Annotated in this window: 14 protein-coding genes; 5 read left to right on the forward strand and 9 right to left on the reverse strand. The window is 72.2% G+C overall.

What is annotated here, in order from left to right; genetic code table 11:
- Positions 1 to 29: 29 nt before the first annotated feature.
- The 3 genes from QI554_RS28455 to QI554_RS28465 are packed head-to-tail and all read right to left on the reverse strand — an operon-like array spanning position 30 to position 4539.
- Positions 30 to 842, reverse strand: a complete 813-nt coding sequence (locus QI554_RS28455) for a biotin/lipoyl-containing protein (protein WP_281473699.1) — start codon at positions 840 to 842, stop codon at positions 30 to 32.
- Positions 839 to 2278 carry a SagB family peptide dehydrogenase gene (locus QI554_RS28460; protein WP_281473700.1) on the reverse strand — a complete coding sequence of 480 codons (1440 nt, stop codon included), beginning with the start codon at positions 2276 to 2278 and terminating at the stop codon, positions 839 to 841. The genes QI554_RS28455 and QI554_RS28460 overlap by 4 nt, the downstream gene beginning before the upstream one ends.
- Complete coding sequence (locus QI554_RS28465) at positions 2260 to 4539, reverse strand: TOMM precursor leader peptide-binding protein (protein ID WP_281473702.1); 2280 nt, start codon at positions 4537 to 4539, stop codon at positions 2260 to 2262. The genes QI554_RS28460 and QI554_RS28465 overlap by 19 nt, the downstream gene beginning before the upstream one ends.
- A gap of 419 nt (positions 4540 to 4958) precedes the next feature.
- On the opposite strand from QI554_RS28465, the gene QI554_RS28470 reads away from it, so the two are divergent.
- Complete coding sequence (locus QI554_RS28470) at positions 4959 to 7589, forward strand: AAA family ATPase (protein ID WP_281473703.1); 2631 nt, start codon at positions 4959 to 4961, stop codon at positions 7587 to 7589.
- A 449-nt stretch (positions 7590 to 8038) separates the two neighbouring features.
- Here QI554_RS28470 and QI554_RS28475 read toward each other — a convergent pair whose 3' ends face one another.
- The 3 genes from QI554_RS28475 to QI554_RS28485 form a co-directional block, all read right to left on the reverse strand.
- Positions 8039 to 8794 (reverse strand): VOC family protein, encoded by a 756-nt coding sequence (locus tag QI554_RS28475; protein ID WP_281473705.1) that lies wholly within the window; start codon positions 8792 to 8794, stop codon positions 8039 to 8041.
- Positions 8728 to 9663, reverse strand: a complete 936-nt coding sequence (locus QI554_RS28480; RefSeq protein WP_281473706.1) for a hypothetical protein — start codon at positions 9661 to 9663, stop codon at positions 8728 to 8730. Before QI554_RS28480 ends, QI554_RS28475 begins: the two co-directional genes overlap by 67 nt.
- Positions 9664 to 9930: 267 nt before the next feature.
- A complete protein-coding gene (locus tag QI554_RS28485; protein WP_281473707.1) occupies positions 9931 to 10221 on the reverse strand; it encodes a hypothetical protein in 291 nt (96 codons plus the stop codon).
- A gap of 452 nt (positions 10222 to 10673) precedes the next feature.
- On the opposite strand from QI554_RS28485, the gene QI554_RS28490 reads away from it, so the two are divergent.
- The 3 genes from QI554_RS28490 (at position 10674) to QI554_RS28500 (ending at position 13311) form a co-directional block, all read left to right on the forward strand.
- Positions 10674 to 11660, forward strand: a complete 987-nt coding sequence (locus QI554_RS28490) for a helix-turn-helix transcriptional regulator (protein WP_281473709.1) — start codon at positions 10674 to 10676, stop codon at positions 11658 to 11660.
- 195 nt (positions 11661 to 11855) lie between these two features.
- The gene (locus QI554_RS28495) at positions 11856 to 12365 is read left to right on the forward strand and encodes a PadR family transcriptional regulator (RefSeq protein ID WP_281473711.1); all 510 of its coding nucleotides are present in this window, start codon (positions 11856 to 11858) and stop codon (positions 12363 to 12365) included.
- Between the two features lie 22 nt (positions 12366 to 12387).
- Positions 12388 to 13311 (forward strand): siderophore-interacting protein, encoded by a 924-nt coding sequence (locus QI554_RS28500; RefSeq protein WP_281473713.1) that lies wholly within the window; start codon positions 12388 to 12390, stop codon positions 13309 to 13311.
- A gap of 58 nt (positions 13312 to 13369) precedes the next feature.
- On the opposite strand, the gene fusA is transcribed toward QI554_RS28500, so the two are convergent.
- The 3 genes from fusA to alaS all read right to left on the reverse strand — a co-directional run bounded on the left by fusA (position 13370) and on the right by alaS (position 19006).
- On the reverse strand, positions 13370 to 15487 hold the full coding sequence (gene fusA, locus QI554_RS28505) for an elongation factor G (protein ID WP_281473736.1): 2118 nt from the start codon (positions 15485 to 15487) through the stop codon (positions 13370 to 13372).
- A 218-nt stretch (positions 15488 to 15705) separates the two neighbouring features.
- A complete protein-coding gene (locus tag QI554_RS28510) occupies positions 15706 to 15873 on the reverse strand; it encodes a hypothetical protein (protein ID WP_281473715.1) in 168 nt (55 codons plus the stop codon).
- 469 nt (positions 15874 to 16342) lie between these two features.
- Positions 16343 to 19006 carry an alanine--tRNA ligase gene (gene alaS / locus QI554_RS28515; RefSeq protein WP_281473717.1) on the reverse strand — a complete coding sequence of 888 codons (2664 nt, stop codon included), beginning with the start codon at positions 19004 to 19006 and terminating at the stop codon, positions 16343 to 16345.
- 240 nt (positions 19007 to 19246) lie between these two features.
- On the opposite strand from alaS, the gene valS reads away from it, so the two are divergent.
- Positions 19247 to 21799: a valine--tRNA ligase gene (gene valS / locus QI554_RS28520; RefSeq protein ID WP_281473719.1), complete on the forward strand. Its 2553-nt coding sequence runs from the start codon at positions 19247 to 19249 to the stop codon at positions 21797 to 21799.
- The last annotated feature ends 52 nt before the right edge of the window (positions 21800 to 21851 follow it).

Here is a 21851-nt window from a genome sequence, read left to right on the forward strand (position 1 = left end):
CGTTCCTCCTCTCCTGCTGCGCACGGTGGTCAGCGGCCGAGGATCAGGCTGAACGGCGTCTGACTGCCGACGTCGATCGACGCCGACACCGTGACCTGTGTGTTCAGCCGCATCGGCGGACCTGCGGTGGTCGACCACTCGTAGCCGCTGGCCGTCGCCGCGTTCGCCACCAGGTCGACCACCACCAGGCGCGGCGCGGCGCCGTGTGAGAAGGCCTGCGCGGCGGCCTCCCCGCCGACCAGCCCGGCAAGCGCCTCGGGCGTCAGCGGATAGGGGCTGACGGAGGTGACCTTGCCGCGCAGCAGCCCGAACGCGGCGGGCGGCGCCGTCGACACGGACAGGTCCACCGCGTTGCCGGGGCGCAGCCGCGCGGCCCGGTCGCCGGGCACGAAGATCATCGCGACCATGCGGTCGTTCGGCGCGTCCGAGCGCTCGACGGTCACCAGCGTCGCGCCGGGGCCGACGACCTGCCCTGCGTCCGCCGCCACGCCGATCACCTGGCCGGCGAACGGGCTCGTGACGACGCGGGTCTGGCCGTCCTGGCCCTGGATCGTGGCGATCGGCTGGTCGGCCGTCACCTTGTCCGTCGGACGGACGGCGAGAGTGCGCACCATCCCCGCGAACGGGCTCTGCACCCGCGCGGTTCCGGCCGGTCTCGTCAGCAGCCCGGGGGCGCCGACGCTGATGTCGAGGCGGCCGGCGAACGTCCAGACGACCCCGGCCGTCATCACGATCATGACCACGAACAGCGCGATCCAGCCGCGCGGCGCCGCGAGCAGAACGGGGGCGTCGAGCTCGTCCGGCTCCCGCATCCGCTGGAGGGCTTGGTAGCGGAACTTCACCGAGGCCTCCCGTCCTCGCCCGGCGGCCCGAACACCCGTGGCGCGCCCGGCGGCCGACTGCCCAGGACCAGTTCGCCGACGGTGCCCTCGACGTACGGGTCGACACCGGAGGCCGCGGCGAACGCGCCCGCGTCGCCGCCGCCCAGGGCGCACACCGCGAGGCCGAGCGCCTCGCCGAGCAGGTAGAACGTCTGGTAGAGCACGCCCACGTGCTTGAGGATCAGCGGGTAGCCGACCGTTTCGTACTTCCAGAACACCCGGCCGAAGCGCGCGGTCACCAGCAGCACGACCTGAGGGTCGGCCGTCATCAGAGCGCCGCTGCGGGCGTTGTCGACCAACGCCTGGGTACCCGGGCCCGGTTCGGCGACGAGCTCAAGCTCGTGGCGATCGGCCGCGTAGTGCCACAGGCCGGGCCGGACGCCCGCGCAGTCGGTGACCAGCGGGTAGACCTCCAGCTCGTGCAGCGAACCGCCGCTGGGGACCGGGCGGTCGGCGAGCTCCTGGCCGTCGGAGCCGGTGAACGTGCCGCGCAACCGGTCGGCCCGGTAGAGCAGTTCGCCGAGACGGTCGACGTCGATGGGAGCGTCCGCATCCTGTTCGCGAAGCGAGCGGCGTTCTTCGAGGACGGCGAACAAACCGGGGCCGTGCATGGAAGTGTCGGGCACCGCGAGCTTGACGGTCTCCCCGGCGAACGCGGTGAACGGAGCACGCACGGCAGGCTCGGGAGGGCACACGTCCCGGCCGGGATAGGTGCCGCCGTAGCCCCGCACAGTGCCCGGGTTGCGGGTGCGCGCATGAAAGACGAGGTCGTCGGCGTTCCAGAGGGCTTGCGAAAGCCGTTCGGCCTCGAACAGGCCGGCCGCCGAGCACATACGCACAGCAATTCGGACCGCCTCCTCGGGAACCCCGGGAAGCAGCGCGGCCAGGCCGTCGACCGTGCGCGGCAAAGCCAACTGCGCTGGCAATGCAGCAAGTTCCCGCCCGAGCAGGACCTCAAGAGAACTGCCCGGCGCCCGCCAAACAGTGCCTCCCAACGCAAAGCCCGGCGTCGACGCGGAGATTCGACCGGACGCATGCGCGGACATCCGCACCTCGACGTCCAACCCGGGCGCGGGCGCGAGCGCGACCGGCCCGCGGCCGACCGCGCCAAGGCGTGCGACCGGGACCTCGTCGACGGTGACCAGCACCTGCGTGAGACCCGCGCCTGACAGCCTGCGCAGCAGCATGTGCAGCCGCAGCAACCCGGCCTCGCCGTCGTGCTCCGCGACGAGCGCGGCCAGCCCGGCGTCGGTGACCGGCCCGGCCGCGAGCGCCTCGTACGCCGCGCGCAACCCCGGCGTGGGCAGCACCCCGGGACCGGGGTCGGCCGGGGCTCCCGGCCGCAGCAGAGTCGCGGTGGCTACGGCGCCCGCCCGGCTCAGAAGAAGACGTTCCACCGGTTCATCTCCGCCTCGGTACGCGGCCGTTCGAGCGCGCCGGTGCGCACCGGCGCGTCGTACAGCCGTCCGGGTCCGAGCCGCCGCCAGAAGTGCCGCATGCCCGGCATGACCACCTTGACGACGTGCAGGTCGAGGTCGGGTCGGGTCTGGTCGAGCACGATCACCTCGACCCCGCACGCCCGCGCACTTTCCACGCCGGACCGTACGCACGCCGACAGGTCGTGCCCGTCAGGGACCGCGAAGTCGCCCAGAACAGTCGCGGGTTGCCCGGGGTCGGGGAGCAGCCACGGTTCGTCCGCGACCCGGACCTCGCGGCACCAGGTGAGCGTCTCCAGGTCGTCGGAGCGGTAGAGCGTGTTGCCGTCGGCGTCCCGCCGGTCGACGAACGGCAGGAACTGGTTGACCTCGGTCAGCGCCCGCACCGCGGCGATCCGCGCGTCCGGGTGCGCGCCGAACCCGACCATGACGTCCTCGACGGCGTGGTGCCGCCGCGAGACTGCCGCGAAGGCCGGGAGGCCCAGGTCGGAGGTGATGTCGAGCATCCACAGCGAGCGGTCCATCGACGCGTAGAAGTCGCGCATCGTCGCGACGTACGGGTCGCCCAGCGAGTCGAGGTCGAATGCGGGCCGTCGTAGCCGGTTGTACCACCACATCGCGACCGCGTCCCGCTCGACGACCTCGCAGAAGCCTTGTAGGACCGCCTCTTCGAGGGTGTTGCCGCTCGCGCTGCCGTTGGAGTCGCCAACACAGAAGAAGTGCCGTGCCAGGTCCGGATGGCCGTACCAGACGTAGCCCGCCGGGAGTAGCCGCTCCTCGTCGTGGGTGAGCGACCAGGCCGCCGACCAGTCGAGCACGGCGTCCTCGGGGAACGGGTCGGGCACCAGTTGCAGCCGGTGCGCGGGGTCGCGGTTCCACTCCGTGCGGCCGGCGACCTGCCCGGGGGAGAACAGCAGCAGGCGGTCCATGTGCACCGCCGCCGCGGGGTCGAGGTCGCGGTACGCGGCGCGCACCACCGGCTCGTCGCCGCGCCACACCGCCGTGTACCGCTCGATGGCCTCGCACACCGCGCTGACCTTGGCCTGGATCTCGGAGCGGCCCTTGCCGCCGCTCTGCCCGCGCATGTTGCGGCGCAGCAGGTCCATGTTGTCGTTGACCATCGCGAAGTTGTGGCCCGCGGTGAAGCTGTACGTGATGCCGTTGGCGCTGTCGTCGTGCTCGGCAAGACGCGTGATCGCGCCGAGGTGCGGCGAGATGTGCCGCTCCAGCGCGGCGAACGTCGCCTCGGGCGGACGGACCCGGTAGCCGCCGTCGGTGGTGTGCGTGGCCGTGCCGGTGGCCAGCACGACCTTGGGGCCCCGGCCGCCGAACAGTGCGGGGTCGCCGCACGCGGGGCACTGGGGCTGGCGCACCAGGATGTGGCTCTCGCTGCCCAGGGTCGCCAGGTCGACGGTGACCATGCGGCCGTCAAGTGCGGGGGAGGCGCCGGTGGCGGCGCTGCGCAGCGCCTCGGCGGCGGCCAGCGCGGCGACCAGGGCGGGGCCGGCGGGGATGGAGGCGTGCGAGGCGTGCAGTGGCACGGACTCCCCGCGCTTCCCGGCCAGGTAGCGCTCGACCTGGCGGTTCCCGGCCACACGCTGGGCCAGGCAGCGCCAGCAGCCGGTACGGCCGGGCGTGAGCAGCGGGCCGACCCAGGGCGTGACACCGGCAGGCTTGACGGGCAACCACGGGCGGCCGGCGGCCAGATGGGCGGCGTTGACGGCGTCGAGCTCGGGCGCGAGGTAGTCGTCGGTGACCACGACGGTCAGGTGGCTGTCGCTGATCGGGACGTCGGCGGGCGTGGCGGCGTGCGCGCTCATGCCGTGCTCGGCGAGCGCGGCCAGCACCGGGCGCGGGTCGGCGGTGCCGCACGCGACGACGGCGACCCCGCGGTCGCCGCCCAGGACGGACGCCACCGCCGCGGGGTCGACGCCTTGCGCGTCCCAGAACGCCAGCGCGGACTCCGGCAGCCGAGGCCGACCCTCGGCGAGGTGGCCGGCCGTCTCGTAGCGGCGCAGCGTGGTCAGCAGGGCGGTAAGCGGAACCCGGCCGGACAGCGCGGCGGCGATCTCGCCCACCTGGTGGGTGCCGTCCAGATACGGCAGCAGCGCGACCGCGGCCTCGCCCGCGACGAGGAAGTCGCGGCCTTCACCGGTGAGGAACACCTTGTCGTCGTCGACCACTTCACACAGGTAGTGCGCCTTCAGACGCGGACGCTCCACGGGCGGCCCCCCGGATGGTCGTGGCGGTCGAACGGGCGGTGGGGCGATGGCGGCGACGTGTGCCCGGAACCACCGGTGGTTGGTGCCGACTGCCCGGAATCCGCCGGTGGTCATGCCGAATCGCGATCCGCCGTCAGTGAACCCGTGGGCGAAGGGCCCTGTAAATACTGAAAGTTCCGGTCGGAAACCGGCCTACGTATGGCGCCGGCAATACGTACCGGACCGGCGATGCGTACGTGGATACGTATCCCCCAAAGGGGATGTGCGAAGGAATCACAGGCCCGAACTGCCGTATGGCACCAATCCACTCCGGGGAGTAATACTGGCTGCTGGGCCGCGCCGAGGCGGCCCGCGCCACGCCTCCGGGTCCGTCGCGCCGGGCGGACCCCGGCCGGACCGATCCGAAGGGCTGCGTGGACGTGAGCGATGCACTGCTGCACCGCGACCGGGAACTGGCGGCGATCGACGCGCTGTTCCGCACCGTGGAGAACGGATCGCCCGCCGTGGCCGTGGTCAAGGGCCCGCGCGGGATCGGGAAGTCGGCGCTGCTGCGGGAGGCCCTGCGCAGGCTGCCCGCCCGCGCGGTCGTGCTCCGGGCGCGCTGCCACAGCGCCGAGCGGGACTTCGCGTACGGCATGGTGCGGCAGCTGTTCGACCGGCCGCCGGCCGGCTTCCCGGAACGGACGCCCGGCTTCGCGGCCGGAGCCGAGCACAACGAGTTCGCGTCCGCAGGCCTCCTCGAACGGTCGGCCGTGCTGAACCCGGCAGCGGGCGAGCCCGCACACGCCATGCTCGACCAGCTCTTCCACACCACCCGCGCACTCGCCGCGACCGCGCCCGTCGTCATCGCCGTGGACGACCTCGGGCAGGCGGACGGGCCGTCGTTACGCTGGTTCACGTACATCACCCGGCGCCTGGACGCCGCGCCCGTCGCGGTCCTCGCAACCGTCGGTGACGCCCCGGACGACGCCGACCCGGCGGACCTGGCCGGCCTGCCGTACGTCCGGACGCTGCGCCCCCGCCCGCTGTGCGAGACATGCGCGGCCGAGCGGGTCGCCGCCGTGTTCGGGCGGCCGCTGGACTCGGAGACGGCCGCCGCGTGCCACTGGCTGTCCAGCGGGAATCCGCTGATCCTCAGCGAACTCGCCGAGCGACTCGCAGGCGACGCGGGGACGGCCGCCACCCCCGACCTGGACACCGTCCTGCGCGTCGGATCGGCCACGCTGGTCGACACCGCCGTCACGTGGGTCCGCGACCGCAGCCCGGAGACCGGCGAACTCCTTGACGCCTTTGCAGTGTTGGGACCAGGCGGTGACCTCGACATGTGCGCGGTCCTCACGGGACGGGGCGGCTTCGCGGCCACCGAGGCACGGGGGATCCTGCGCGCAGCGGGCCTGCTGGAGGAAGAACCACCCGACAGACTGCGCCACGCCGCGCTGCGGACCGAACTCCTGGCCCGACTCAATCCGGCGATACGGCTGGAACTCCATGAACACGCCGCAGAGTTGCTGTCACGACTGGGCGCCCCGGCCCGCCAAACCGCCGACCATGTGATGTCCCTGGGCTCGCTCGGCGGGAGCGAACGCGCGTGGGCGGTACCCGTCCTGCGCGCAGCAGCCCACGACGCGGCGTCGACCGCGGACTGGAACGCCGCAGGCCGGTACCTGCGCCGGGCCCTGGCCGAACTCCCACCCGGCGCCGGGGCCGACACCGTAGAGCTGACCCGACGACTCGGTGCGGTCGAACTGCACCGAGACCTCCGCTCCGCGGTGCGGGCACTCGGCGCCGTCGTAGCCCGGACGGACGACGCGAGGGAACTCACCCAGGCCGTGACGGCCCTGACCGGCCCCGGTGCGGTGCCGGTGACGTCCGTGGAATCGGCGGAAGGCGCGCGGCCGTTCGTGGTGGCAGCCGCGGGACTGGGCGGCGTCCCCGACGCGCCGCGCGAACTCGTCCTGCTGACGGGAGCACAGGCCCTGCTCGCCGGACACCGCGTGGTCGACCGGCGCGTCGCGCGTGCGGTCGCCGGGAGCGGAGCGGAGAGCACGGGGGCCAGGGCGTACCTGGGCGTGCTGGCGGCGGGCCACGCGGCCGCAGGACGGCATCCGTACCGCGCAATGCGCCTGGCCGGACGATGCGTGGCAGGCGGCCCCACGGGCGTGCCGGACCTCGGACTCCTGTGCGCGGCAGCGGCGTTCGCGTGGAGCGGCGATCCGGCAGAGGCACTGCGCTGGTGCGACCCGCTCGTGGACGGACTACGACGGCGCAGACACGACACGGGGCTGGCACTCGCGCTCGTGGTCCGCGCGGACGCACGCGCGCGGGCGACAGGGACGGACCCCGACGTAACGGCGCGTTGGGACGAGTCCCTCGACGACGCCCAGGAAGCGCTCGAACTCGCCCGTGACCACGGCGCCCCGGGAATCGCAGCCGGCGCGGCAGCCGTCGCGGCCAGGATCCTGCTGACCCGGCCCTACCCGCGCGGGTTCTGGCACGGCCCCGAAGGCGCGGCCTCACCCGCCGCGGACGCCGCCGGCGCCGTGCTGGCGGGCAATCCCGTACCGACGGACGCCCACCCACTGGTCCGGGCGATGCACCTGGAGTCGCGAGGCCTGGCCGTCCTGGCAGCAGGCGACCCGGCGGCCGCCGCCGCGCTGTTCCTGGAATGCGGCCACCAGCTGGCGGTGCGGGGCATCGAGGCCGAGGGCTGCGTCCCGTGGCGGGCGCGCGTGGCGACGGCCTACAAGGCGCTGGGCGAACACGAGGCGGCCCGGGCGATCCTGGCGGACGCACCGACCCAGGCCGCGGACGCGACGGACGAGCCGCCCCCGGCCGCCGAGGCGCCGTCCCCCCAACGCCCGGCCTCGGCCCGTCTGACCGCAGGGGAGCGGCGCGTGACCGAACTGGTCCTGCAGAACCTGAGCAACCTGGAGGTCGCGGAACGGCTGTGCCTGAGCAAGCGGACGGTGGACACGCACCTGGGCCGGGTGTACCGGAAGCTGGGCATCAGGGGCCGCCCGGATCTGGCGGCGGCGCTGGAGGAGCTCTAGAAGCAAGGCCCGATGCGGTGACGCAAGTGTGACGCGAACACCCCCGAATGAGGGAGTTCTGGTGATTCGCATACGTGACAGCAAAGTGATGGGGGGTCGAGGCCGGGGCCCCGGCCGAGTCAGGCAGGCGCGCCCACGCTGGGAGAGGAACCCGGCAGCGCAACAAACCCCAGCAACAAAAACCGCCCGCCCCACACGCAAACCGCAACCCGGCGGAGCAAAGCCAACAAAGCGCGTCCACACCCCGCGCTCCTCCCGCCAGTCGCCAAGGTAGTCAGCGCGGACGGCCCGCGGGTCAAGGCGCCTCCCGAACCCCGGGACAGGCCAACAGTCCGAAGAAGACCCCACTGCGCCTTGACGCGCGGGCCGTCCAAGCGAAAATCCCAAAGCGGGAGGGGCGTCAGGCCAAAACCACAAACCAGGTCAGGAACGGTGCAGCCAGGACCCCGTCACAAAGACAGCTCAACGATCCCCAACAACGCCCCCTCCGGATCCCGAACCACCATCGACGCCAGATCCCCCAACATCTGCGGCACCTCCACCAACCCACCCCCCGCCTCCAGCGCCCGGGACGCCGTAGCGGTCAGATCCTCCACGCCGATGTATGGAATCCACCGGGCCCCGCCGAGCCGCCCCGTCCGTTGGACGGTAGCCAGCGTCAACCCGTCAAGCATCAACCCGTCAAGCATCAACACCGGGTCACTGATCTCCCGGTACCCGAACAACCCCCCGTAAAAGGACTCCACGTCATCCGCAGACCCCACCCGCAAGGCGAACCCACTCACCGCACCCGGTTCGTCGCCCAGCACCACACCCTCAGCCCGCGCCCCCGACCAGAACCCGACCGCCGCTCCCGCCGGATCCACCGCCAGGAGCAGCCGCCCGTTGTCGCCCACGGTCATCGGACCCATGACAACACGTCCGCCGAGCGAAGCGACGCGGGAAGCCGTCGCATCAGGGTCCTTCACCGCGAGGTACACATGCCACGCGGCAGGCAACGCAGGTGGGGCCTGCCCGAGCCCCGCAACGATCTCGCCCCGCACCGAAGCAATGCGGTACGCACCCCGCCCGCCCCCCGGACCGTCCTCGTCCGCGAACGACCACCCGAACACCGCCCCGTAGAACGCCGAGGCGGACGTCAGGTCCGGACCGACGCGGTCGATCCAACAGGGGTGGCCTGCGGCGTACGCGGTGCGTCGGGGCATGGTTCCTCGCATTCGTCGGGGAAAAGCGTCGGGTCGGTGCACCGCCCACCCGCGAGCGAGTCGACGAGCCCCGCGGCCTCCTCCGCCCCACCCACAGGCGGGAGTTCGAGCCGAAGCGTCTCGGCGTGCACCAGGGCTTCCGCGGCGTGGTCGGCGGGCCAGGCCGCAGGCACGAAGTTCCAGTAGTCGAGCCGGGCCTGCTCGTCGTCACCCCGGCACAGGCGGATCAGGACCGGGTTCTTGACGGCCGCTCTGACCCGTGCCGTCGGTGCCACCGCCTCCGGCCGCACCAGAACGACTTCGCCGCTGACCGGGGAGACGATGCTGCGATGGGGCGTGCGGGTGCCGATGGTCCCGCGTAGTTCGGCGAGGGCTTCGCCACGTAACTCCAGCGGTGCGAGATAGGGCATGACGACACCCGAGTCCCTTTCCAGTACCAGCAGTTGGGGTGAGACAAACGACCAACCACGCTGAGCGAGCGCGAGTCCGACGCGGGCGCGCGGCGACTGGGGGCTGCCGATGAGCGCGACGGTCGTGCCGTTCCGCGTGAGCACCGCGGCCTGCACCAGCACGTACCGGCTGCCGAGCACGGCGAACGGTGGTACGGGCGGGGGTACTCCCTCCCACCCGGGCCAGCCCCGGTACGGGCGATTGAGCAGCGGTGTGCCGTCGGGCGCGCGAACGACCACGTGCGGTGGATCGCCGTCCACGAAGTCGACGTGCAGCGTGCTGGCGGAGGCGTGCGCCGGGCGGGCGGCGTCGGCGACGATGTGCGGGCCGAACGCGAAACGCAGGTCGGCGGGGGCGGTGGTGGTGGCGCGTACCGTGATTCCGAGGAATTCCAGGGTCAACGATTCCGCAGAAGGCATGGCGGATCCTCGTGGTGATCGAATGGTGATCGAATGCGAGGCGCGTCGAAGTCGTCGGTGCCGGGGGGTGGGGCGCGACGAAGTCGTTGTTCCGACCTCTTCTCTCAATGTTACTGACGGTAAATCAGTTATCCGCGACCACGGCCCGCCGGGGGAACACGCCGCAGTAGCTGAGAACCAGCGCAGAGGGACGGATTTCAGCCGCCCTATGCCCAGCCCATCGGTGGAATTCCCGGTTGGTCTCCCGGAATTCCGCGACAATCATCCTCAGTCGACCCGGGCGACCGCCCAGCCGTTCAGCTGCGCCGCCGCCGCGAGCGCCCGCCCGCACAGCGCCGACACCGCCGCCCCGGCCGCGCACGGACTGCCGCCCGTGGTGAAGACCACCAGCTCGACCTGCCCCGGCGCGACCGCCACCGCGACGTGCTCCAGGCCGTCGTCCGGCCCGGCCACCGCCCGGATCAGGCTGCTCAACAGGGCCGCGTCGGGCACGATGGGCCGCGGCGCGCCGTCAGGCGGAACGTCGGCCGCCACCAGCGTCACGGACGTCATCTGCACGACCGTTCCCTCCTCGTCCCCCGTCGGCGCGTCAGTCCCAGTTCATGTTCTCGCCGGTCTGCGTGTCTCCGCTGCCGGTGCTCTGCGCGAGGTCCTGCGGTAAAAGCGCGGCGGTGGCCTCGGCGACTATCGCGGCGAAGGACATGGCTGTCTCCTTCCGCTGGGGGAAATGCCTGATCGGGCGCCACCGGAGCGAAGTCCGGTGCCGAGGGTGCGCCTACCGGACGTTGCGTAACCCGGCGATTACGCAGTCTGCTAGGCGGCGGACCCACCCGGAACCGTTTCGCGCTGGCAGCAAATGCAACGTGGCACGACCCTGCCAAGCCCGGTCAATGCGTCGGCCGGAATCTTGTGCTTGTCGGCCCGAAGTGCAGCTGCAAGCATGACGATTCGAGGTCGTCGCGGGGGCGGCCTCGCGGCGACCTGCCGCGCTTCGGGGAGTCGGGGGCAGCGTGCTGGAAGGACTGGGGCTCGACACGACGGCGGAGGCGGTCTACCGGCTGATGCTGGAGGACCACCGCCGGGGGGTCGCCGAACTCGCGAGACTCTCCGGCCTCGACGAGGACGCCGTCCGCCAAGCCCTCGACCGGCTCGCGGACTTACGCCTCCTGCGGATCAGCGACGACGGTCCGCACGGCGGCCTGGAGGCCATCGACCCGAACGTCAGCCTGCACGGCCTCCTGCGCCGCCGCCAGGAGGAACTCCTGCGCAACCAGTGGGAACTGGAACGCTGTCAGGCCGCCATCAGCACCGTTCTGGCGGAGTACTCCGACCTCCACTACGGCGGCGGACACCCTGACGCCGAACGACTCATCGGCCTCGGGGCCATCAAGAGCCGCATCGCCGAACTCGCCGCCACCGCCGCCACCGAGTGCCTCACCTTCAACCCTGGCGGCGCCCAGTCCGCGGCCAGCCTCGCCGCCAGCAAACCCCTCGACCAGGCCGTCATCACCCGCGGCGTCGCGATGCGCACGGTCTACCTCGACAGCATGCGCAACGACCCCGTCACCGCGCACTACGCCGAATGGCTCACCACGCTCGGCGGCCAGGTCCGCACCGTCCCCTCCCTCCCGCTCCGCATGCTCGTCGTCGACCGCTCCGTCGCCCTCGTCCCGGTCGACCCCGACAACACCCGCCGTGGCGCCGTCCAGGTCTCCGGACCCGGCGTGATCACCGCCCTCGTCGCCCTCTTCGAACACATCTGGGCCGCCGCCACCCCCTGCGGCACCGTCCACGAACGCGACGACCAGGGCCTCACCCGCCAGGAGTCCGAACTCCTCCGCCTCCTCGCCGACGGCCTCACCGACGCCGCCGCCTGCAAGCGCCTCGGCCTCTCCCTCCGCACGGTCCGCCGCATGATGGCCGACCTCATGGAACGCCTAGACGCCCGAAGCCGCTTCGAAGCCGGCGCCAAAGCCGACCGCCGCGGCTGGCTCTGAACTCCCCACCGCGACCTCGTTCGTCGGGAACCGAAACCCGCTAGCGAAAGATATGTCGTAAGACATAGGTCGTACGACATAGACACCGACTGTCGTACGACATATCTTTCGAGTGTGAATCCGCGACGACTTGCCGGTGGCGGACCGACGGGGCGCTTCTTCGGGCCCGGGGAGTTGCGTCTTGCGCTCCTTGCGTTGATCGCCGAACAGCCCGGCCACGGCTACGAACTGATGAACCGTCTCGAGGAACGCTTCGCGGGCGCCTACAAGGCGAGCGCGGGTGCGGTGTATCCGACGCTGCAACTGGTGGAGGACGAAGGCCTCGTCGAGGTGCAGCGCGACGGAGGGCGGAAGGTTTTCCACCTCACCGCCGACGGGCGGGAGGTCGTCGACGCGCACCAGCGCGACATCGACCGGATCTGGGCGCGGGCCACGGCGCGCGGTGAGTGGGGGTTGCTGCGCGATCCCGACGCCGCCGAGATCGTCGCGCCGGCGTTGCGGCTGTTCAAGACCGCGGTCGGCGTCATCGTCCGCGCGCACGGCGACCCTGTCGTGGTCGAGCGGGTGCGCGAGGTGCTGGACGACGCGCGGCGTGAACTCAAGGAGATCAAGAGGGACGCGAAGGCCCGCCGCAGGGCGGTCCGGCACCACCATCACCGCAGGCATCACCACGACCACCACCACGACCGCGAACGGAACGAGTGAGGCACCCAGAGGGGGAGGGTCCATGACGGCTCCGACGCACAAAGGCCACGAGACCGCACCGCATGATGCGGAACACCGGCCGCAGGTCGCGGAACGCGACCCGCACGATGCGGAACACCAGCCGCAGAACGCGCAACGCGACCCGGGCGACGCCGAACACGGCCCGCACGACCCGGTCTGCACCGAACCACCCAGCCGCGCGGCCCGTTCCGGCGGACTGACCCGGCGACTCGTCGACCGCTTCGTCGTTACCGGGTCGGTCCTGGAGACCGAGCGGATCGCGGCAAGGATGAACCGGATCCGGATCGGAGGAGAGGCACTCCGGAAGCTCAGCAGCAGTCCGGGCCAGCAGGTGCGGGTCCTGGTGCCGGACGAATCCGGTCGCGGACTGCGCGGCAGGATCGGCGAGTTGCGCACGTACTCGGTGTGGTCGTTCGACGCGACCGCAGGCGAGTTGGACCTGTGCGTGATGGACCACGGTGAGGGGCCGGGTGCCCGCTGGGGCCGGACCACTCGCCCTGGTGACGAGGTCCGTTTCCGGGCGCCAGAAGGCTCCTTCACGCTCCGTCAGGACGCGCCGTACCACGTGTTCGTCGGCGAGGAGACCGCCTCGGTCCCGCTCGGCGCGATGCTCGCCGCGGTGCCGGATGACGTGCGCGTGTACGGCGTCGTCGAGACGGCGGCCGAGGCCGACCGGCTGCCGCTGCCCCGGAGCGCCGAACTCACGTACGCGGTACGAGGGAACGCCTCCGCGGCCTCCTCGCAGGTGCTGCCCGACGCCCTGCGCCGCCTCGAGCTCCCGGACGAGCCGGGCGTCGCGTACATCGCGGGCGAGGCCCGGACCGTCCAACGGGCCCGCGCCGTCCTGGTCGAGGAACGCGGGTGGCCGCGCCGGTCCGTGGTGACCAAGCCGTTCTGGACCCCGGGTCGGACGGGCATGGACTGACCCTCCAAAACACAGGGCCGCCGCCCGCCCGGAAGGACGGACGGCGGCCCACACGGGGTCACATCAGCGTCGCGGCGATGTTCGCCGGAACCTGGGCGTACGAGTCGAACCGCATCGTGAACGCGGCCCGCCCCGAGGTGCGCCCGCGCAGATCTCCGACGTAGCCGAACATCTCCGCCAGCGGCACAAGTGCCGTGACGACCTTGGCGCCTGACCTCTCGTCGAGCGAACGCACGTGGCCGCGACGCGCGTTCAGGTCACCGATCACATCGCCCACGTGGTCCTCCGGCGTGATGACCTCGACCTCCATCACCGGTTCGAGCAGCACGGGTGTCGCGAGCCGCACCGCCTCCTGGAAGGCGATCGAGCCGGCCCGCTCGAACGCCATCTCGGACGAGTCGACCTCGTGGAAGTCGCCGTCGAGCAGCGTGACCCGCACCCCGGTCAGGGGGTAGCCCGCGAGCACGCCGGAGTCCATCGCCGACTGGCAGCCCGCGTCCACGGACGGGATGAACTGCCGCGGGATGCGGCCGCCGGTGACGCGGTTGACGAACTCGTAGTGCTCGCCCGCGAGCGGCTCGACGGTGATCCGGACCTTCGCGAACTGCCCCTTGCCGCCGTTCTGGTGACGGTAGGTGAAGTCGTGCTCGGAGACCGTCGCCAGCACCGTCTCGCGGTACGCGACGCGCGGCCGCCCGATGGTGGCGGTCACGCCGAACTCGTCCCGCATCCGTTCGACCAGCACCTCGAGGTGCAGTTCGCCCATGCCGGACACGATCGTCTGGCCGGTCTCCTGGTCCGTCTTCACCTGGAACGACGGGTCCTCCTCACCGAGTCGCTGGATCGCGACGGCGAGCTTGTCCTGGTCGGCCTTCGAGGCGGGCTCGATGGCCACCTCGATGACCGGCGCCGGGAACTCCATGGACTCCAGCAGCACCGGAGCCGCCGGGTCGCACAGGGTGTCGCCCGTCGTGGTCAGGCGCAGACCGGACACAGCGACGATGTCGCCGGGGCCCGCATACGCGATCTCCTCCCGCTTGTTGGAGTGCATCCGGTAGACCTTGCCGATCCGTTCCTTGCGTCCCTGGCCCGCGTTGCGGACCTGGTCGCCGGGGGTGAGCCGGCCCGAGTACACGCGCACGAACGTCAGCTTGCCCAGGTGCTCCTGGACGGCGACCTTGAACGCGAGCGCGGCGAACGGCTCGTCCTCGGCGGGCCGGCGCACGACCACGGCACCGGAACCGTCGACCGCGTGCCCTTCGACGCCCTCGGTGTCCAGGGGCGACGGCAGGTAGCGCACGACGGCGTCGAGCAGCGGCTGAACGCCCTTGTTCTTGAAAGCCGTTCCGCAGACCACGGGAGTGACGGTGACACCGTCACCGCGGCCCGAGGCGAGCGTCACACGACGGATCGCGGCATGGATCGCCGCCTCGTCCACCACGTCACCACCACCCTCCGACAGGTACACGTCGAAGAACTCCTCGTCGAGCTCGGCCAACGTCTCCAGCAGCCGGACGCGCGCCTCGGCGGCGGCGTCGGCGAGGTCCGCGGGGACGGCCTCGACGGCGTACCGCTCACCGAGCGCCGCCTCCGCGGACCAGACCAGCGCACGCATACCGACCAGGTCGACGACGCCGGTGAAGCCTGCCTCGGCGCCGATCGGCAGCTGCACGACGAGCGGAACGGCGCCGAGACGCGTCCCGATCATGTCGATGCAGCGCGCGAAGTCCGCGCCCGTGCGGTCCAGTTTGTTGACGAAGCAGATCCGCGGCACCCGATAGCGGTCGGCCTGCCGCCACACCGTCTCGGACTGCGGCTCGACCCCGGCGACACCGTCGAACACCGCGACGGCGCCGTCGAGTACGCGTAGGCAGCGTTCGACTTCGACCGTGAAGTCCACGTGGCCCGGCGTATCGATGATGTTGATCGGGTGGTCGACGCCGTCCACCGGCCAGTGGCACGTCGTCGCGGCGGACGTGATCGTGATGCCGCGCTCGCGCTCCTGACGCATCCAGTCCATGACGGCCGTACCGTCGTGCACCTCGCCGATCTTGTACGAGACACCCGTGTAGAGCAGGATCCGCTCGGTGGTGGTGGTCTTGCCCGCGTCGATGTGCGCCATGATCCCGATGTTGCGGACCTGGGCGAGCGTGCGGGTGCTGGTGTTCCCGGACATGGTCATGACGGAATGGCCCTTCCTCGGGCGTGGTTGCGTGAGACAGGAACTGCGTGCGGGCATGCCGAAGCGACGGCGTCCGTCGCACGGGGAAGTGTGCGGCGGCGTCGCTCGGCGAGAACACGGCTGAGGTGCGGCCGGCGGACACGCACGGCCTTGGAGACGTCGTCAGGTCAACGGACGACGCCTAGAACTGACGGAAGGTCAGCCCGAACGGCTCAGCCGCGGGCGGACAGTGACCAGGCGGGCCAACCGCCCTTCCAGACCCGGCCCGACACAGGATGCACGCCCCGCGGGCGGTCGCCGAAAGCACGGCACCGCGCGTCGATGAGCATGAAGGTCGCATCCATGCGCACACCATAGATCGCGGGGGTGACGCCGGTCATCCGGATTTCCCTCACGCTCGCCGGCCCCGACGGGACGAGGCCGCCGCACGAACGGGTGAGGGCGCGGGCCAGGGACAGGGGCAGGTGGGCGGGACAAGGGCCAAGGGGGCGGGAGGACGCGCGGCACGAGCACCGCGGGCGCGCGCCGCGCCGGCAGCGGGATCAGCGCGGTCGCCGTGCGCACGGGATGCGCGAACCGCTCCACCGGGCAGGGGGCATGGGGCAAGAGGCAAGGGGCGAGGGGGCAGGGGGGAGGGGGCGGGCACGGGGCAGCAGGCACGGGGGAGCGGGCACGGGGGAGCGGGCAAGGGGGCAGAGACAAAGACAAGGGCGGTCGGGGCGGGGGCGGGGGGGGGGGGGGGGGGTTTTGTGGGCCCCCCCCCCCCCCCCCCCCCCCCCCCCCCCCCCAGGGGGGGGGGGGGGGGGGGGGGGCGCGGGGCCGGATGTTGGGCCCGCCCCGCCCCGCCGCTCAGACCGAGCCGCGCAGCAGTTCGCGCGCCGCCCGGCCCGCGATCGCCAGTGCCTCGTCGAGCGCCTCGACCTGACGGCCGCCCGCACTCGCGACCGCCCCCTTGCCTCCCGCCCCGCCACCCACCAGCCGGGACGCCTGCGAGAGCAGGTCGCGCGCGACGCCGCCGCGCTCCACCACGTCGCCGGAGACCGCCGCGGTCAGCAGCGCCTTGCCGCCGGACACCGAGCCCAGGACCGCCACCGACGGCCCCGACCCGAGCCGAGCCACGACGTCGCCCGCCAGCGTCCGCAGGTCGTCCGGCGAAAGGACGTCCACGCGGCCGACGACCACGCGACCGCCGCCGTCCACCCGTTCGCCGAGCGCCACCAACGCGTCCGCACGTCCCCGCAGTTCCGCCGCACGCAGTCGGCCGAGTTCCGCCTCGGTCGCCGCGAACGCCGCCAGCCGCCTGCGCAGCGCCTCGGGCGCGTCGTCCGGCCGGGACTCGAGCAGTTCCGCGACCTCGCGCAGCAGCCGCCGCTCGGTGTCGCCGCGGCGCAGCGCGTCGAACCCGGTCAGCGCCTCCACGCGCCGCAGGTTCGCGCCGACCGACGCATCGCCCAGCAGCCGGAACGCGCCGACCTGCGCGCCGTGCGCGACGTGGGTCCCGCCGCACAACTCGCGGGAGAAGTCGCCGATGTCGACGATGCGCACCGTGTCGCCGTACTTTTCGCCGAACAGCGCGATCGCGCCCGCCGCTTCCGCCTCCGCGCGGTCCGCGTGCCACGCCCGTACGCCGGGGTCCGCCAGCACGTGCCGGTTGACGGTCTCCTCGATCTCCGCCAGTTCCTCCGGGCGCAGCGCCGAGAAGTGCGCGAAGTCGAAGCGCAGCCGGTCGGGTTCGACGAGCGACCCCTGTTGGCGCGCGTGGTCGCCCAGGACCGACCGCACCACCGCGTGCAGGATGTGCGTCGCGGAGTGCGAGCGGGTGAGCGCCGCCCGCCGGTCGCCGTCCACGGACGCCTCGACGCTTTCGCCGGTGCGGAGTTCGCCGTCGAGGACCTCCGCTGAATGGACGCGGAAGCCGTCGAGCCCGTAGCGGGTGTCGGTGACCCGCAGTCGCGTGCCGTCCGCGCCGACGACGGTTCCGGTGTCGCCGACCTGGCCACCCGCCTGCGCGTAGAACGGCGAGCGGCTCAGCGTGAGTTCGACGTGCTGCCCGACGCCCGCGGACGGCACGACCCGGCCGTCCGCGACGATCCCGGTGACCCGGCCCTCCGCGGTCAGGTCGGTGTAGCCGACGAACTCGGTGTCCGGCAGACGTCCCGCGAGCTCGCGATAGACGTCGAGGCGGCGCAGCGCGTCCGCGGTCCTCGCGCGGCCGGTGCGCTTGGCGCGGGTGCGCTGCTCGTCGAGCAGTGCCGCGAACCGCGGTTCGTCGACGTCGAGGCCCGCGTCGTGCGCCGCCTCGACGGTCAGCTCCAGCGGGAACCCGTAGGTGTCCGCGAGTTCGAACGCCGTCTCGCCGGGGAGTGTGCGCGTGCCGCCGCCGCGGGTGCGGGTGATCGCCGCGTCCAGCAGCCTCGTCCCCTGCGTGAGGGTGCGCGCGAACGCCTCCTCCTCGCTGGTGACGACCTTCTCGATGAGCGACGCCTGCCGGGTCAGTTCGGGCCACACGTCGCCGAGGTTGCCTATGACGCTCGCGGTCGCCGTCGGCAGCACCGGGCCGGGGACGCCGAGCAGCCGCGCGTGCCGGATCGCGCGGCGCATGAGGCGGCGCAGGACGTAGCCGCGGCCGTCCTTCGCGGGCAGCACGCCGTCCGCGATCAGGAACGCGATCGAGCGCGCGTGCTCCGCGACGACCTCGAACGACACCTTGTCGGACCCGGATCCGGGGTAGTCGCGCCCGGACAGCTCGCGCACCGCGTCCAGCGTGGGCCGCAGCAGGTCGGTCCCGACGACGTTCGGCACGTCCTGGAGGACCGCCGCGAGCCGGTCGAGCCCGAGGCCGGTGTCGATGCTCTTGCGCGCGAGCGGGCCGAGGACCGGGTAGCCCTCCTCCTCGGGGCCCTCGCCGCGGACGTCCGACATGAAGACGAGGTTCCACAACTCGACGTACCGCTCGCCGTCGACCGCGGGGCCGCCCTCGGGACCGAACGCAGGGCCCCGGTCGTACGCGATCTCCGACGACGGGCCGCTCGGCCCCGGCACGCCCATCGACCAGTAGTTGTCCGCCATGCCGAGCCGCTGGATGCGGGACGCGGGCACGCCGATCGCGCGCCACAGCCGCTCCGCCTCGTCGTCGTCCTTGTAGACGGTGATCCACAGCCGGTCCTCGGGCAGCCCGAAGCCCTCGGTCATCAGCTCCCACGCGAACGCGATCGCGTCCGCCTTGAAGTAGTCGCCGAAGGAGAAGTTGCCGAGCATTTCGAAGAACGTCGCGTGCCGGTTGGTGCGCCCGACGTTCTCGATGTCGACCGTGCGCGCGCATTTCTGAATGCTCGTCGCACGGGTGAATTCGGGCTCGCGCTCGCCGAGGAAGTACGGCTTGAACTGGTTCATGCCCGCGTTGGTCAACAGCAGCGTCGGATCGTCCGGCACCAGCGGGCTGGAGGGTACGGAGCGGTGGCCCCGGGAGGTGAAGAAGTCGGTGAAAAGCGTGCGGATCTGCGTCGAGCGCATGGCGGCGTTACCTCACGGAGGAGTCGCGGGAGGGGGGAGTGGACGACACGCCGAGCCGGGCCGAGAACGGGACTGAGAAGGCTCTCAGTTCTCCGGCTCGACGCAGCTAGCTCGCGCTCCCGCGGTGTACACCGTGACTCCTGATCCGTCGTGGCACATGGCTGTACCGGACTACGACCTTACACGAGCGCCGGAAATTCCCGGATGTCCGGAGTGCGCTCCCCGGTACGATGCCGGGGCATGACGCCCACCTCTCGGCATGCAGACGTCCCGGACCGGCCCGCCCTCGAAGGGCTGGAGCGCAAGTGGTCGCGTGTCTGGAACGAGACGGGCGTATATGCGTTCGACCGGACGAAGACGCGTGAACAGGTCTACTCGATCGACACGCCCCCGCCGACGGTCAGCGGCGCGCTCCACGTCGGGCACGTCTTCTCGTACACCCACACCGACGCCATCGCCCGGTACCAGCGCATGCGGGGCAAGGAAGTGTTCTACCCGATGGGGTGGGACGACAACGGGCTGCCCACCGAGCGGCGCGTGCAGAACCACTTCGGTGTGCGCTGCGACCCGGCGCTGCCCTACGACCCGGACTTCGAGCCGCCGGCCCAGCCCGGGAAGACCCAGCTCCCGGTGTCCCGGCGGAACTTCATCGAGCTGTGCGAACGCCTCACCGGCGAGGACGAGAAGGCCTTCGAGGACGTCTGGCGCACGCTCGGGCTGTCCGTCGACTGGTCGCACACCTACCAGACCATCGACGCGGCGGCGCGGGCGGCGTCGCAGCGGGCGTTCCTGCGGAACCTGGCGCGCGGCGAGGCGTACCTCGCGGAGGCGCCGACGCTGTGGGACGTGACCTTCCGGACCGCCGTCGCCCAGGCGGAACTCGAGGACCGCGAACGACCGGGCGCGTTGCACCATTTGGCCTTCATCCGGGCCGACGGGGGGCGGCTGGTGATCGCCACGACCCGCCCCGAACTGCTGCCGGCGTGCGTCGCCGTCGTCGCGCACCCCGACGACGAGCGCTACCGCGAGCTGATCGGAACCACCGTCCGCACGCCGGTGTTCGGCGTCGAGGTTCCGGTCCTGGCACACCACCTGGCCGACCCCGACAAGGGCACCGGCACCGCGATGGTGTGCACGTTCGGCGACACGACGGACGTGACCTGGTGGCGCGAACTCGACCTGCCCGTCCGCGCGGTGCTGGGCTGGGACGGGCGGTTCCGCGCCGAACCTCCGGCAGGGCTCGACACGGACGCGGCGCTCGCCGCGTACGCGCAACTCGCGGGAGCCACACCGCACACCGCGCGGGAACGGATCGTCGCCCTGCTGCGTGAGTCCGGCGAACTGATCGGCGAGCCCGAGCCCGTGACGCACGCGGTGAAGTTCTACGAGAAGGGCGACAAGCCGCTTGAGATCGTGACCACGCGCCAGTGGTACCTCAGGAACGGCGGACGCGACGCCGGGCTCCGCGACGAACTCGTCGCCCGCGGACGTGAACTGCGCTGGCACCCCGAACACATGCGGGTCCGCTACGAGAACTGGGTCGAAGGACTCAACGGGGACTGGCTGATCAGCCGCCAGCGGTTCTTCGGCGTGCCGGTGCCCGTGTGGTACCCGCTCGACGACGAGGGACAGCCGCGCCACGACACGCCGCTGGTGCCGGACGAGGCCGCGCTGCCGGTCGACCCGAGCACCGACGTTCCGCCGGGGTACGACGAGGAACAGCGGGGCGTGGCCGGGGGGTTCGGGGGTGACCCGGACGTGATGGACACCTGGGCGACGTCCTCGCTCACCCCGCAGATCGCCGGCGGATGGGGGCGCGACGAGGACCTGTTCGCCCGGGTGTTCCCGATGGACCTGCGGCCGCAGGCCCACGAGATCATCCGCACCTGGCTGTTCTCGACCGTCGTGCGGGCGCACAGCGAGTGGGGCGTGCTGCCGTGGCGGCACGCGGCGATCTCCGGCTGGATCCTCGACCCCGACCGGAAGAAGATGTCCAAGTCGAAGGGGAACGTGGTGACTCCGGCCGCACTGCTGGAGCAGCACGGCTCCGACGCGGTGCGGTACTGGGCGGCGAGTGCCCGGCCCGCGACGGACACGGCGTTCGACGTCGCCCAGATGCGGATCGGGCGACGGCTGGCCGTGAAGGTGCTCAACGTCTCGAAGTTCGTCCTCGCCATGGGCGAGGCCGACGAGACCGCCCCCGTCACCGCACCGCTCGACCGCGCGCTGCTGGCCGAACTGGCGGAGGTCGTCGACGCGGCGACGGCGGCGCTCGACGAGTACGACTACGCGAAGGCACTGGACCGCACCGAGCGGTTCTTCTGGTACTTCTGCGACGACTACGTCGAGCTGGTGAAGGCCCGCGCGTACGGCGACCTGAGCCCGTCCGGCGCCGCCTCGGCCCGGGCGACGCTGCGGACGGCCCTGTCCGCCTTCCAACGCCTGCTCGCCCCGTTCCTGCCCTTCGCCACCGAAGAGGCCTGGTCGTGGTGGCACGACGCCTCGGTGCACCGCGCCCCGTGGCCGACCGCCGACGAACTGCGCGCGGCGGCAGGCGAGGCCGACCGCGAACTCCTCGCCGTGGCCTCGGAGGCGATCGCCGGCATCCGCAAGGCCAAGTCCGCGGAACGCCTGTCCATGCGGGCCGACGTCCGCCTGGTCCGGGTGACCGGCCCGCAGACGGTCCTCGACCGCTTCGCCGAAGTAGCCCAGGACATCCGCGCCGCGGGCCGCATCAGCGAGGTGGCGAAGGCCGTGGCGGAGGGGGACCTGCTGGTTGAGGTCGAGCTCTAGAGGGCGTGTGGTGGAGCGCCGGCCGCGTGAGCGGGCGGCGCGAGTGCCGGGT

Source organism: Yinghuangia seranimata (assembly GCF_029953285.1).
Taxonomy (GTDB): Bacteria; Actinomycetota; Actinomycetes; order Streptomycetales; family Streptomycetaceae; genus Yinghuangia; species Yinghuangia seranimata.